At 62.0% G+C, this 13,706-nt stretch carries 12 protein-coding genes; 1 reads left to right on the forward strand and 11 read right to left on the reverse strand.

Features of this window, described 5'->3' with window-relative positions; translation table 11 throughout:
- Positions 1-61: 61 nt before the first annotated feature.
- The 5 genes from tpiA to rlmE form a co-directional block, all read right to left on the reverse strand.
- The gene (tpiA, locus tag JNL55_RS36785) at positions 62-820 is read right to left on the reverse strand and encodes a triose-phosphate isomerase (RefSeq protein WP_293866943.1); all 759 of its coding nucleotides are present in this window, start codon (positions 818-820) and stop codon (positions 62-64) included.
- A gap of 108 nt (positions 821-928) precedes the next feature.
- Positions 929-2,278 carry a phosphoglucosamine mutase gene (glmM, locus tag JNL55_RS36790; RefSeq protein WP_293866945.1) on the reverse strand — a complete coding sequence of 450 codons (1,350 nt, stop codon included), beginning with the start codon at positions 2,276-2,278 and terminating at the stop codon, positions 929-931.
- Positions 2,279-2,333: 55 nt separating this feature from the next.
- Entirely contained in the window at positions 2,334-3,176 is an 843-nt protein-coding gene (folP, locus tag JNL55_RS36795; RefSeq protein ID WP_293866947.1) for a dihydropteroate synthase, read from the reverse strand.
- A 70-nt stretch (positions 3,177-3,246) separates the two neighbouring features.
- Complete coding sequence (ftsH, locus tag JNL55_RS36800) at positions 3,247-5,178, reverse strand: ATP-dependent zinc metalloprotease FtsH (RefSeq protein WP_293866950.1); 1,932 nt, start codon at positions 5,176-5,178, stop codon at positions 3,247-3,249.
- Between the two features lie 159 nt (positions 5,179-5,337).
- Positions 5,338-5,961 carry a 23S rRNA (uridine(2552)-2'-O)-methyltransferase RlmE gene (gene rlmE / locus JNL55_RS36805; RefSeq protein WP_293866953.1) on the reverse strand — a complete coding sequence of 208 codons (624 nt, stop codon included), beginning with the start codon at positions 5,959-5,961 and terminating at the stop codon, positions 5,338-5,340.
- On the opposite strand from rlmE, the gene yhbY reads away from it, so the two are divergent.
- On the forward strand, positions 5,962-6,273 hold the full coding sequence (gene yhbY, locus JNL55_RS36810; RefSeq protein WP_293866956.1) for a ribosome assembly RNA-binding protein YhbY: 312 nt from the start codon (positions 5,962-5,964) through the stop codon (positions 6,271-6,273).
- On the opposite strand, the gene JNL55_RS36815 is transcribed toward yhbY, so the two are convergent.
- The 6 genes from JNL55_RS36815 to dnaJ all read right to left on the reverse strand — a co-directional run.
- Entirely contained in the window at positions 6,254-6,697 is a 444-nt protein-coding gene (locus tag JNL55_RS36815; RefSeq protein WP_293866959.1) for a DUF4149 domain-containing protein, read from the reverse strand. The two genes, yhbY and JNL55_RS36815, sit on opposite strands and share 20 nt — an antisense overlap.
- A gap of 4 nt (positions 6,698-6,701) precedes the next feature.
- On the reverse strand, positions 6,702-7,178 hold the full coding sequence (greA, locus tag JNL55_RS36820) for a transcription elongation factor GreA (RefSeq protein ID WP_293866962.1): 477 nt from the start codon (positions 7,176-7,178) through the stop codon (positions 6,702-6,704).
- The gene (carB, locus tag JNL55_RS36825; RefSeq protein ID WP_293866965.1) at positions 7,175-10,438 is read right to left on the reverse strand and encodes a carbamoyl-phosphate synthase large subunit; all 3,264 of its coding nucleotides are present in this window, start codon (positions 10,436-10,438) and stop codon (positions 7,175-7,177) included. The genes greA and carB overlap by 4 nt, the downstream gene beginning before the upstream one ends.
- 12 nt (positions 10,439-10,450) lie before the next feature.
- On the reverse strand, positions 10,451-11,662 hold the full coding sequence (carA, locus tag JNL55_RS36830; RefSeq protein WP_293866968.1) for a glutamine-hydrolyzing carbamoyl-phosphate synthase small subunit: 1,212 nt from the start codon (positions 11,660-11,662) through the stop codon (positions 10,451-10,453).
- Positions 11,663-11,815: 153 nt separating this feature from the next.
- Positions 11,816-12,625 (reverse strand): 4-hydroxy-tetrahydrodipicolinate reductase, encoded by an 810-nt coding sequence (gene dapB, locus JNL55_RS36835; RefSeq protein WP_293866971.1) that lies wholly within the window; start codon positions 12,623-12,625, stop codon positions 11,816-11,818.
- Positions 12,626-13,706: molecular chaperone DnaJ (dnaJ, locus tag JNL55_RS36840; protein ID WP_322111076.1), on the reverse strand; the 1,081-nt coding region annotated here is incomplete at its 5' end. It abuts the gene before it with no gap.

Here is a 13,706-nt window from a genome sequence, read left to right on the forward strand (position 1 = left end):
AACCAGTTCATGTCGTTTCGATTCCGCTAGTGGGCACAGATTTCAAATCTGTGCCCGAGCATTAGTGAGCTTGGGCCGCGGCGCAGATCTTCAGAAACTCATCCGCTTTCAGCGACGCGCCGCCGATCAGTCCACCGTCAACATCCGGCATCACGAAGATCTCCTTCGCATTGCCCGCTTTCACGCTGCCGCCGTACAGCACCCGCAAACCGGCCGCGATATTAGCATCACGAGCCGCAACCTCGGCGCGAATGTGTGCGTGAACTTCCTGCGCCTGGGCCGGGGTCGCGTTCTTGCCCGTGCCGATCGCCCAGACCGGCTCGTACGCAACCACTGCCTGCTGCAAGGCGCCCGGAGCAGCCACATCCAACACTGCTTTGAGCTGCCGGGAGATCACTTGCGTGGTCTGCCCTTTTTCCCGCTCATCCAACGTTTCGCCGACGCAAAGGATCGGGATCAGACCTTGCGACTGCGCCGCGAGAAACTTACGCGCTACCAGCGCATCGTCCTCACGGTAAATCGTGCGCCGTTCCGAGTGGCCCACGATGACGTACTTGCAACCTACGTCCTTCAACATGGCCGCCGAAGCTTCGCCGGTGAACGCACCGACCGACTCGGCACACACCGACTGAGCGCCCAACTTGACGCTCGAGTCCTTGAGCTGCCGCCCGACTTCCCACAGGTACACATTGGGCGGACACACGGCGATATCGACTGGCACTTGCCCGGGTAATCCCAGCAGCAGGCCTTCGATCAACTCGGCGTTTTCAGCGCGCGAGCCGTGCATCTTCCAATTCCCGGCAATAAATGGCCGGCGCATCGGCGTTACCTCCACAGTTGGGTTCGGGCCGCCCCCTGCGAAGGGCGCGGAAGCTTAGCGGCGCATTCCTACGAAATCAAACCGGAATTGCGGCCCGGGCCAAGCCCCTCAACCCACCGCCACCTTCTGTTCGGCGGCCGCGGCCACCACAGCGGCCAAATCCCGGCAAATCTCCCGGACCAGCTTTTCTTCACTGCCTTCGACCATGACCCGGATCACGGGTTCAGTGCCCGAGGGCCGCAACACGATGCGGCCGCTGTCGGCGAGCCGAGCCTCAGCCCGCTTGACCGCCTCGACGATCTGCGGCGAGCTGAATGGGTCGATCTTCTTGGCCACCCGCACGTTCTCCATCACCTGCGGATACTTCGGCATGGGCGCGGCCAGCTCGGCCAGGCTGCTGCCGGTGGCTTTCATGATGGCCAGCACCTGCAAAGCACTGATCAACGCATCGCCGGTGGTGGTGTAGTCCAGGCACAGCAAATGGCCGGAGGTTTCGCCGCCCAGCGTGCCGCCGGTCTCTTTCAACAGCTCCATCACATAGCGATCGCCGACCTTGGCGCGCTTGAACTCGATGCCTTCTTTCTGCAGCGCGTGCTCGAGTCCCAGGTTACTCATCACGGTGCCGACCACCGGACCTTTCAATGTGCCGGCCTGTTTGCTGGCCTTGGCGATGATGTACACCAATTGATCGCCATCGACGGTGCGACCGAGATGGTCGACCATCACCAGACGATCGCCGTCGCCGTCGAGCGCGATGCCCGCCTGCGCTTGCACGCCAGGCACCGTGAGCTGCAACAGCCCCGGCGACGTCGAGCCGCAATTCAAATTGATGTTTCGGCCGTTGGGCGACGAGCCCACCGGCACGATCTCGGCGCCCAGATCGGCGAGGATGCGCGGGCCGACTTTGTAACCGGCGCCGTTGGCGCAATCGATCACCAGCTTGAAGCCCGACAAATCCAGACCCGGCACGGTGCTCATCACGAATTCCTGATAGCGCACTCGCGACTTGTCGACGCGTGCCGCACGGCCGAGTTCGCTGGAGCTGCGCGTGACCGGCGGCTCATCCAGATACTGTTCGATCTGCGCTTCGATCTCGTCGCTGAGCTTGCCGCCGTTACGATCGAAAAATTTGATGCCGTTGTCTTCGTACGGATTGTGCGAGGCGCTGATGACCACGCCGAAGTCGCACTCGAAACGTTTGGTGAGATACGCGATGCCCGGCGTCGGCAACGGGCCGATCAACATCACGTTCACGCCCGAGGCGACGAAGCCGGCTTCCAGCGCCGACTCGAACATGTAGCCGGAGATTCGGGTGTCCTTGCCCACCAGCACCGTGCCGCCCTTCGGCGCCAACACGCGGGCTGCCGAGCTGGCCAGCTTCAGTGCGAATTCCACGGTCAGCGGATGTTCGCCGACGCGGCCACGCACACCATCGGTGCCAAAGTATTTACGGCTCAAATCGAATCCCTCGAATGCTAGCTTGCAATGGGCGCTTTCAATCGGCGCTTTCAATCTACGTGAGGCTGTAACCGGCGGCGCGTAGTGCTTGGGCGACCTTCACGGCATCGACCGTCTCGGCCACGTCGTGGACGCGAAGGATAGCAGCCCCAGCCAGCACGGCGGCCGTACCGACGGCCAATCCGCCCGCCAGCCGCTGCTCCACCGGCCTGCCCAACAAGGCCTGGAACATCGACTTCCGGGACACCCCGACCAGCAGCGGCAGACCCGAACGCCCGAGTGCCGGCAGGTGCGCCAGCAGGGCGAGATTATGCTCAAGCCGCTTACCGAAACCGATACCGGGATCAAGAACCAGACGATCTTGGGCGATGCCGGCGGCCTGGCAGGCCTGCACCCGCTGTTCCAGGAATGCAGTCACTTCCCCTACTACGTCGTCATAACGAGGCTCGTGCTGCATGGTCCTTGGCTGACCCTGCATATGCATCAGACAGACCGCCGCATCGGTGCGCGAGGCCGCTTCCAGAGCCCCCGGCTCCTGAAGTGCACGAACGTCATTGATCAGGGTCGCGCCGGCCGCCACGGCTGCGGTCATTACGCCGGCCTTACTGGTATCGATAGAAATGATGGCCGAGGTCTGAGCCGCCAGCGCTTCGATGATGGGCACGACGCGGCGAATCTCTTCGGCTACGCTCACATCGGCTGCCCCAGGCCGCGTCGACTCGCCGCCGACGTCGATGATGCGAGCGCCCGCTTCGATCATTCGCTGAGCATGCTCGAGCGCCTGCGCGGGACCGATGAATTTGCCGCCGTCGGAAAAAGAATCCGGCGTGACATTGAGGATGCCCATCACCAGCGGTTGGGCCAAATCGAGGGTGCGTGAGCCGCAGCGTAGCTGCATGGAGTTATCCGCCTGAAACGAAAGAGGCGCGTTACCGCGCCTCTTTTGAAGTCACTCGAAGTGAGTCGAGTTAATGCTGGCTAGCCGGCTTGCCGATCGGCGACTCAGCCTTCTCGCGCTCGCGGCCCTTGCCACCACCGCTGCCGCCGAGCGGCGCACCGCTGTCGTCCCAACCGGCGGGCGGCTTGGGATCGCGGCCTTCCATGATGTCCTTGATCTGACCTTCGTCGATGGTCTCGAACTTGATCAGCGCATCCGACATCTTGTGCAGCTTGTCCAGGTTGTTCTCCAGGATGTGCTTGGCACGCTTGTAGTTCGTATCGATCAGATGACGAACTTCCTCGTCGATGGCATGCGCCGTCACGTCCGAGACTTGCTTGTGCTGTGTGACCTGGCGACCCAGGAACACTTCACCCTGATCTTCGCTATAGGTCAGTGGGCCGAGCTTGTCCGACAAGCCCCACTTGGTAACCATGTTGCGAGCGATTTCAGTCGCACGCTCGATGTCGTTGGAAGCACCGGTGGTGATCGACTCGGGTCCGAAGATGATCTCTTCGGCGATACGGCCGCCGAACAGCGTGCTGATCCGGCTTTCCAGACGACGCTTGCTGGTGCTGTAACGATCCGCTTCCGGCAGGAACATGGTCACGCCCAGCGCACGGCCGCGAGGAATGATGGTGACCTTATAAACCGGGTCGTGCTCGGGCACCGTCAAGCCGATGATGGCGTGACCTGCCTCGTGATACGCGGTGAGCTTCTTCTCCTGCTCGTCCATGACCATGGAGCGGCGCTCGGCGCCCATCATGATCTTGTCCTTGGCGCGCTCGAACTCGTCCATCGTCACGGTGCGACGATTGGCGCGGGCGGCGAACAACGCAGCTTCGTTGACCAGGTTGGCGAGGTCGGCACCGGAGAAGCCCGGCGTACCGCGCGCAATCACCTGCGGCTTCACATCTTCCGCCAGCGGCAGCTTGCGCATGTGAACCTTCAGGATCTGCTCGCGACCGCGGACATCCGGCAGCGGCACCACCACCTGACGGTCGAAGCGACCCGGACGCAGCAGCGCCGGATCCAGCACGTCCGGACGGTTGGTGGCGGCGATCACGATGACACCTTCGGTGCCTTCGAAGCCGTCCATTTCCACCAGCAACTGGTTCAAAGTTTGTTCGCGCTCGTCATGACCGCCGCCCAGGCCGGCGCCACGATGCCGACCGACGGCGTCGATTTCGTCGATGAAGATGATGCAGGGCGCGTGCTTCTTGGCCTGGTCGAACATGTCACGCACGCGGCTGGCACCGACGCCGACGAACATTTCGACGAAGTCCGAACCGGAGATGGTGAAGAACGGCACCTTGGCTTCGCCGGCGATGGCACGAGCCAGCAACGTCTTACCGGTACCCGGCGAACCGACCATCAACACGCCGCGCGGAATCTTGCCGCCGAGGCGCTGGAACTTGCCCGGGTCCTTCAGGAACTCGACGATCTCGACCACTTCTTCCTTGGCTTCGTCCACGCCCGCGACATCGGCGAACGTGACTTGCACCTGGTCTTCACCCAGTAGCCGCGCGCGACTCTTGCCGAAGGACATAGCCCCCCTGCCGCCGGCGCCGCCCTGCATTTGCCGCATGAAGTACACCCACACCGCGATCAGCAGCAGGATGGGGAAGGAAGAGATGAACAACTGCATCAGGAACGACTGCCGCTCGGGCGCCGCTCCGGAGAACTTGACGTTATTGGCCAGCAAGGTGCCGATCAGCTCGGAATTTTCCGTCTCGGGATTGTTGACGGTGAACTGCTCGCCGTTGCTGCGAACGCCGCGAATCACGTCGGTGGTCTTGTTGAGGGTGACCTCGGCCACGCCGCCATCTTTGACCTGCTGCAGGAAGGTGGAGTACGGCATCTCCTGGACACCGCCGGATCGCGCACTGAAATTGCTGACCACGGTGGCTACCACCACCGCGATGACTATCCAGAGTACGATGTTCTTGGCTAGGTCGTTCAAAGTCCCATCCTCGTGCGCCGGTCCGACCCTCGGACGGGCTGCAGCCCGGAATTAAGTAAGTAGGCGCCGATTGACACTACACCACCGGACCGGGGCGCGCCATAACCGACTCCCCGATCCTTATCAACCCCAACCTTGAACCCACCGGCGCGAGTCCGTTCAAGCCTTAAAGTCCCGCGCCAGCAGGTAAAGTTCCGAACTTCGTTGGCGCGAGGCATCCGGTTTACGCACCTTGACGCTGCCGAAGCTGGCCCGCAGCGCTTTCACGAACGGCTGGAAGTGCCGTCCCTGGAACACCTTGACCAGGAAATCGCCCTTGGGCGCCAACCGTTGCCGGGCAAAATCCAGCGACAGTTCAACCAGATGCATCGACCGGTCATGGTCCACGTCACCGATGCCGGTGGTATTGGGGGCCATATCGGACATTACAAGCTGCGGTTTAGCGTCGCCGATCATGCCGTCCAATTGTTCCAGGACTGCGTCATCGGAAAAATCGCCCTGCAGAAAGTCGACGCCGATGATGGCATCCATGGGCAGGATATCCAGCGCCACGACCCGGCCCTTGCCCTGCAGCAGCTTGGCCGCCAGCTGGCTCCAGCCGCCCGGCGCCGCGCCCAGGTCGACGATGATCATGCCGGGACGGATCAGCCGGTCGGCCTTCTGAATCTCGTCGAGCTTGTACACGGCACGCGAGCGAAAGCCGGCCGCTCGTGCCTGCTTCACGTACGGGTCGCTCTCATGTTCAGCGAGCCATTGGCGGCTCGATTTAGTACGCTTCGCCATATGACTTCAGCTCAGCCGCTTTCCGAAAAGCAGAAAAAGTACCTGCGTGGCCTCGCCCACGGTAAGGATCCAGTCGTTCTCATCGGTTCATCCGGCCTGTCGCCCGGCGTCGCCAAGGAATTCGACGTCGCGCTCGGCGCCCATGAGCTGGTGAAAGTGAAAGCCCGCGTCGGCGATCGCGAAGCGCGGGACACCATTCTCGCCGAACTGGCCAAACAAAGCGGTAGCTCGTTGGTACAGCGGATCGGCAACGTCGGTGTGTTCTATCGCCCGCACCAGGACAAGCCGAAAATCATTTTGCCGGCTGATTGAGCTTCCAGACGAGCGCCAACGCGCTCAAGCAGGCGGTTAGAAACAGCACGGCGGATGCGCCGTGAAGCATGCCGAAGCGAGCCATGTCGTTCGCTTCGCGAGCTGCGGCCATCATCGGGCCGAGGATCAAATCGCTCGCCAGTGGCGCCACCGCCGTGACCAGGATCAACCACCACACGCCTCGGTAGCGCTCGGGGGTTTTCTGGACGGCCAGCACCGCGACCAGCACGGTCGCGACCACCACGCCCAACCAGGTCTGGATCCAGAACAGGCGCGCCGCCATCTGTCCGGCTAGCTGCCGTTCCGGCAAGGTCACGAACAACTGCGGCGCGACGATCAGGCACACGGTCCACAACGACCCCGCCCACAGCGTAACCAGGAACGGCGCGCTGAAGTCCAGAATTCTGCGAACCAGTGACAGCACGGCGTTATACGTAGCGGACGCTGACGATCTCGTAGCTCTTGGTGCCGTTGGGCGCGACCACATCCACGACATCGCCCTTCGACTTACCGACCAGCGCTCGCGCGATCGGCGAAGACACCGAAATCAAGCCGCTTTTGATGTCGGCCTCGGCATCGCCGACGATCTGATACAGCACTTTGTTGCCGGTATCTTCGTCTTCCAGATCCAGCGTCGCGCCGAACACCACCTTGTTGGTGGCCGGCAAGGAAGCGACGTCGATGATCTCCGAGTTCGACAAGTGCGCCTCGATGTCCTTGATGCGCCCTTCGATGAAGCTCTGCTGTTCGCGAGCCGCGTGGTACTCCGCGTTCTCGCTCAAGTCGCCATGAGCACGCGCTTCGGCAATCGCCTGAATCACGCGCGGACGATCTTCGCTCTTCAGACGCTTCAGCTCGAGACGCAGCTTCTCGGCGCCCTTCAAGGTCAACGGCAGACGTTTCACGATGCGATCTCCAATCGCGGGTCGGGCGTGCCACTTTGACGCGAGATCTCCTGATGCAGATCCTGCAGACGGTTCACGTCGACCTCATTCATATGGGCGATGGCATCGCAGGTCGCCAGTCCCGCCGCCACTGTTGTGTAGTAGGTGACGCGCTTGTGGACCGCTTCGCGCCGGATGGAGCGCGACTCGAAAATGGCCTGCTTGCCTTCGGTGGTATTGACGATCAGCGAAATCTCGTCGTTTTTTATCATGTCCACGATGTGCGGGCGACCCTCGCGCACCTTGTTGGCAACCCGACAGGGAATTCCGGCAGCGGTAATTCCTTCGGCGGTGCCAGACGTGGCAACGATCTCGAAGCCCTGCGCGACCAGGCGACGCGCCAGCTGCACCGCTGACGGTTTATCGCGATCACGCACGCTGATCAGACAGACGCCGCGAGTCGGCAGGATCACGCCCGAGGCAAGCTGCGCTTTGGCATAAGCCTCGCCGAACGAACGACCGGTGCCCATGACTTCGCCGGTGGATTTCATTTCCGGACCAAGGATGGGATCGGCCTCGGGGAACTTGGCGAACGGGAACACCGATTCCTTGACCGCGTAGAAATTCGGCACGCGCTCTTCGGTCAGGCCGAGTTCCTTCAACTTCGCGCCCGCCATCACGCGCGCTGCCATCTTGGCCAGCGGCACGCCGGTGGCTTTAGAAACAAACGGCACGGTGCGCGAAGCACGCGGATTTACTTCCAGGATGTAGACGATGCCGCTTTGGATCGCGAACTGGATGTTCATCAAGCCAACGACCTTCAAGCCGCGGGCCAGCTTGCGAGTCTGCTCTCTGAGCTCGGCCTGGATTTCGGCGGACAAGCTGTTCGGCGGCAGCGAGCAACCCGAGTCGCCCGAATGCACACCGGCCTGCTCGACGTGTTCCATGATGCCGCCGATGTACACATCCTCGCCGTCGCAGATCGCGTCGACGTCGACTTCGATGGCTTGATCCAGGAACCGATCCAACAGCACCGGGCTGTCGTTCGACACTTTCACCGCATCGGTCATGTACACGCGCAAGTCGTCTTCGTTGAAGACCACTTCCATCGCCCGACCACCGAGCACATAGGAAGGCCGCACCACCAGCGGGAAGCCCACGGTCTTGGACATGCTGATGGCCTGCTCTTCGGTGCGGGCCGTGCAATTCGGCGGCTGCTTCAAATTCAGCTGCTGCACCAGTTGCTGGAAACGTTCGCGGTCTTCGGCAACGTCGATGGCATCCGGGGTCGTGCCGATGATCGGCGCGCCCGCGGCTTCCAACGCGCGGCACAGCTTCAGCGGTGTCTGACCGCCGTACTGCACGATCACGCCCACCGGCTTTTCCTTGTCGATGATTTCCAGCACGTCTTCGAGCGTCAGCGGCTCGAAGTACAAGCGATCCGAAGTGTCGTAGTCGGTGGAGACCGTCTCGGGATTGCAGTTCACCATGATGGTTTCGAAGCCTGCTTCGCGCAGCGCCAAAGCAGCGTGCACACAGCAGTAATCGAACTCGATGCCCTGCCCGATGCGATTCGGACCGCCGCCCAGAATCATGATCTTCTTGCGATCGGTCGGGTTCGCTTCGCACTCCTCGTCATAGGACGAGTACATGTAAGCAGTCGAAGTCGAGAACTCGGCGGCGCAAGTGTCGACGCGCTTGTACACCGGACGGATGCCCATGGTGTGACGACGGCGACGCACGCTGGCTTCGTCGATGCCCAGCAAGGTCGCGAGCCGGCGATCCGAGAAACCTTTGCGCTTCAGCCCGCGAACCCGATCCGAAGTGAACGCTTCGAGCCCCTGCTCCCGCACCTTCTCTTCTTCGAGCACGATGTCGTGAATCTGCGCGAGGAACCAAGGATCGATGCGCGACAGCGACTGCACTTCCTGGAACGACAAGCCGGCACGCAGCGCGTCGCCCACGAAGCGCAGGCGATTCGGGCCCGGCATGCGCAGCTCTTCGCGCAGCTTGTGGGTCTGTTCTTCGCTGAGCGGCAAGGTCAGCAACGGATCCAGGCCATCGGTGCCCACTTCCATGGAACGCAGCGCCTTCTGCAGCGACTCCTGGAAGGTGCGCCCCATGGCCATGGCCTCGCCCACCGACTTCATCTGAGTGGTGAGACGATCGTTGGCGCCCGGGAATTTCTCGAACGTGAAGCGCGGAATCTTGGTGACCACGTAATCGATGGTCGGCTCGAACGACGCCGGGGTGGCACCGCCGGTGATGTCGTTGCGCAGCTCATCGAGCGTGTAGCCGACCGCGAGTTTGGCGGCGACCTTGGCAATCGGGAAGCCGGTCGCCTTCGATGCGAGCGCCGACGAACGCGACACGCGCGGATTCATTTCGATGATCAGCAGACGGCCGTCGGTCGGGCTGAGCGCGAACTGCACGTTCGAGCCACCGCACTCCACACCGATCTTACGCAACACCGCGATCGAGGCGTTGCGCATCATCTGGTATTCCTTGTCCGTCAGCGTCTGCGCCGGCGCGACCGTAATCGAGTCGCCGGTGTGTACGCCCATCGGATCCAGATTTTCGATGGAGCAAATGATGATGCAGTTGTCCGCGCGGTCGCGCACCACTTCCATCTCATATTCCTTCCAACCGATCACCGATTCTTCCAACAACACTTCGGAAGTCGGCGACGCATCCAGACCGCGCTCGACGATGGTGACGAACTCTTCGCGGTTGTACGCGATGCCGCCGCCCGAGCCGCCCATGGTGAACGACGGACGAATGATGGTCGGATAGCCGATCTCGGACTGCACGGCCAGCGCTTCTTCCATGCTGTGTGCAATCTTCGAACGCGGCGACTCCAAGCCAATCTCACGCATGGCGTTGCGAAACTTCTCGCGGTCTTCCGCCATGTCGATGGCTTCGCGAGACGCGGCAATCAGTTCGACGCCATATTTTTCCAGCACGCCTTCGCGCACCAGATCGAGCGCGCAATTCAGTGCAGTTTGTCCGCCCATGGTCGGCAGCAATGCACTGGGACGTTCCTTGGCGATGATGCGTTCTACCGTGCGCCAGTTGATGGGCTCGATGTAGATGGCATCGGCGGACTCCGGGTCGGTCATGATGGTGGCCGGATTGGAGTTCACCAGGATGACGCGATAGCCCTCTTCCTTGAGCGCTTTGCAGGCCTGGGCGCCGGAATAATCGAACTCGCACGCCTGGCCGATGACGATGGGGCCAGCGCCGATGATCAGGATGCTTTGCAGGTCAGTACGCTTGGGCATGAGTTCTATTCGTCAACCTTCGGCGGCGCGACGGCCGTTGTCTTTGGCAGCCGCTGCAGCTGGAGAGTTGGGCTGCTGCGCGCTGAGTCGCTCATTGATCATGGCGGTGAACTTCGAGAACAACGCCGTCAGTTCCTGCGGGCCCGGGCTCGCCTCGGGATGACCTTGGAAGCTGAAGGCACGGCGGTCGGTGCGCTCGATTCCCTGTAGCGAGCCGTCGAACAGCGACTTGTGAGTCACCTTCACGTTCGCGCCGAGCGTGCTCTCGTCGACCGCGAAGCCGTGGTTCTGGCTGGAAATGAAGACGCGACCGGTCGCGACATCCTGCACCGGATGATTGGCGCCGTGATGGCCGAACTTCATTTTCACCGTCTTGGCGTCGCTGGCCAGGCCCAGCAATTGATGGCCCAGGCAGATGCCGAACACCGGAATGTCGGTCTCGAGCAATTTCTTGATGGCCTCGATGGCGTAAGTGCACGGCTCCGGATCGCCGGGACCGTTGGACAAGAAAATGCCTTCGGGATTCAGCGCCAGCACTTTTTCAGCAGGCGTCTGCGCCGGCACCACGGTCACGCGGCAACCTTGATCGGCCAGGCAACGCAGGATGTTGCGCTTGATGCCGTAGTCATACGCGACCACGTGCACGCGTTGTCCCGGACGCGACTTCGGCCCGGTGTGCTCGCCCCAATTAGTGCCTTCATTCCATTGATACACGCGCTTGGTGGACACGACCTTTGCCAGGTCCATGCCTTTCAAGCCGGGGAATTTGCGCGCGGCATGCAACGCCGCCTGCGCATCCGCTTTCTCACCGGTCATGATGCAACCCGCTAGTGCGCCCTTCTCGCGCAGGATGCGAGTGAGCTTGCGAGTATCGATGTCGGCGATGGCGACGATCTTGCCGCGCTGAAGAAAACTCTCCAGCGATTCGGAAGCGCGCCAATTGGAATGCACGGCCGGTAGGTCACGGATAATCAGACCCGCCGCATACACTGAAGCCGCTTCCAGGTCTTCCGGATTGGTGCCGGTGTTGCCGATATGCGGATAAGTGAGAGTAACGATCTGTTTGCAATACGACGGGTCGGTGAGGATTTCCTGATATCCCGTCATGGCGGTGTTGAACACCACCTCGCCCGTCGTAGCACCTTTGGCACCGATCGACCGGCCGTGAAAAACCGTGCCGTCTTCTAGCGCCAGTACTGCGGCGACTTTTTCGGCTGGGTTCATGAGGCTCCTGATGTCAGCTGTTTCAGACACGCATGCGGACGGCGAGATGGACACTTAAGGCCCGATCCCGCTACGAGTATTTTCACCGCGTGCTGAAGACGGCAGTCTACGCGAGTCGCTCTAGTGATGAAAGCGAAATGCGTGTGTCAGTGGTTAAAGACCCAACACATCCTGCATCGAGTACAGGCCGGCACGTTGGTCGGCGAGCCATTGAGCGGCTTTGACCGCGCCCCGCGCAAAAGCGAGCCGGTCGCTGGCACGATGGCTCAGCTCGATCCGCTCACCGATTCCGGCGAACGTGACCGTGTGATCGCCGACGACGTCGCCGCCGCGAAACACCGAGAACCCAATGGCACCGCGTTTCCGAGCGCCAGTGTTGCCGTGACGTGAATGTTCAGCCACGTCCGCCAGCTTGACCTCGCGGCCGTCGGCAGCCGCCACACCCAGGGCGAGCGCGGTGCCCGAAGGCGCGTCTTTCTTGTTGCGATGATGGGCTTCGAAGACCTCGATGTCGTAGTCGGCATCGAGCTTGGCTGCAGCTAATTCAACGAGCTTGAGCAGTAGGTTCACGCCCAGACTCATGTTCGGCGCCATTACGATGGGAATGCTCTGCGCGGCAGCCGTGATCTGGGCGCGCACCGCTTCGGTGTGGCCCGTGGTCCCGATCACCAGCGGGCGCTTGGCCGCGACACAGGCAGCAAGATTCGCAGCCGTCGCCTCGGGCAACGTGAAATCGATGGCGACCTGCACATTGCGCAAGGCCGCCGCCGGATCGGCTTCGACCGTCACATTCCGCTGGGCACCGCCGCCCGCCTCGCTCGCATCCTTGCCCAGCCAACGACTGTTGGCCGACGCCGTCGCACCACCGAGCACCGCCCCGGCTTCGTCGATGGCAGTCAGCAACGCGCGGCCCATCCGGCCGCTGACGCCGAACACGGCAATCTGCAAAGAGGTTTCCGCCATTTAATTACGAATCGTGTCGAAGAAACGTTTGACGCCGTCCAGCCAGGTGCTTTCGCGCGGGCTGTGATTGCGCTTGCTATCGTGCATGGACGCCTCGAACGAGCGCAGCAGCTCTTTCTGCTCTTCGGTCAGATTGACCGGCGTCTCGACCACCACGCGGCAGAACAAGTCGCCCGTCGCGCCACCGCGCACCGGCTTGACGCCCTTCTCGCGCAACCGGAACACACGACCCGACTGCGTTTCGTTCGGGACTTTCAATTCCACATTGCCGCCGAGCGTGGGCACTTCGATGGCGCCGCCGAGGCTGGCGGTCACGAAGCTCACCGGCACCTCGCACGACAGATGACTGCCGTCGCGTTCGAAAATCGGATGCTCTTTGACGCGGATCTCGACGTACAAGTCGCCCGGCGGTCCGCCGTTACGCCCAGCTTCGCCCTCGCCGGTCAGACGAATGCGGTCGCCGTTGTCGACGCCTTGCGGCACTTTGACGTTGAGGGTTTTCTTTTTGCGCAGACGGCCCTGCCCAAGGCAGGAATCGCACGGCTGACTGACGATCTGGCCGCGGCCCTTACAACGCGGGCAAGTCTGCTGAACCGCGAAGAAACCCTGCTGCATACGAACCTGGCCGGCACCGTTACAGGTGTCGCAGGTAACTGGCTTGGAGCCAGGCGCGGCGCCCGAGCCGGAGCACGGCTCACATTCGGCCAGCGTGGTGAAATCGATGTCCGAAGAATGACCGAACACGGCCTGTTCGAGATCGAGTTCGAGGTCGTAGCGAAGGTCGGCACCGCGGAACACCTGCTGGCGCCCACCGCGGCGACCGCCGCCGAAAATATCTCCGAAAACGTCGCCGAAGATGTCACTGAACGCATCGGAAGCACTGAAGCCACCGCCACCGCCGCGAGCCGCCAATCCTTCGTGACCGTGCTGGTCGTAAATGGCGCGCTTCTGCGCGTCGGTCAGCACTTCGTAGGCTTCCTTGGCCTCTTTGAATTTTTCCTCGGCCTCGGCGTCGTTGGGATTACGGTCCGGATGAAACTTCATCGCCAGCCGGCGATAAGACTTCTTGATCTCGGCCTCC

Source organism: Steroidobacter sp. (genome assembly GCF_016790065.1).
Classification (GTDB): Bacteria; Pseudomonadota; Gammaproteobacteria; order Steroidobacterales; family Steroidobacteraceae; genus Steroidobacter.

Coding starts and splice junctions, on each gene's coding strand:
- tpiA (WP_293866943.1), bottom strand. CDS start 820: ATGCGCCGGCCATTTATTGCCGGGAATTGGAAGATGCACGGCTCGCGC.
- folP (WP_293866947.1), bottom strand. CDS start 3,176: ATGCAGCTACGCTGCGGCTCACGCACCCTCGATTTGGCCCAACCGCTG.
- rlmE (WP_293866953.1), bottom strand. CDS start 5,961: ATGGCGAAGCGTACTAAATCGAGCCGCCAATGGCTCGCTGAACATGAG.
- yhbY (WP_293866956.1), top strand. CDS start 5,962: ATGACTTCAGCTCAGCCGCTTTCCGAAAAGCAGAAAAAGTACCTGCGT.
- carB (WP_293866965.1), bottom strand. CDS start 10,438: ATGCCCAAGCGTACTGACCTGCAAAGCATCCTGATCATCGGCGCTGGC.
- carA (WP_293866968.1), bottom strand. CDS start 11,662: ATGAACCCAGCCGAAAAAGTCGCCGCAGTACTGGCGCTAGAAGACGGC.
- dapB (WP_293866971.1), bottom strand. CDS start 12,625: ATGGCGGAAACCTCTTTGCAGATTGCCGTGTTCGGCGTCAGCGGCCGG.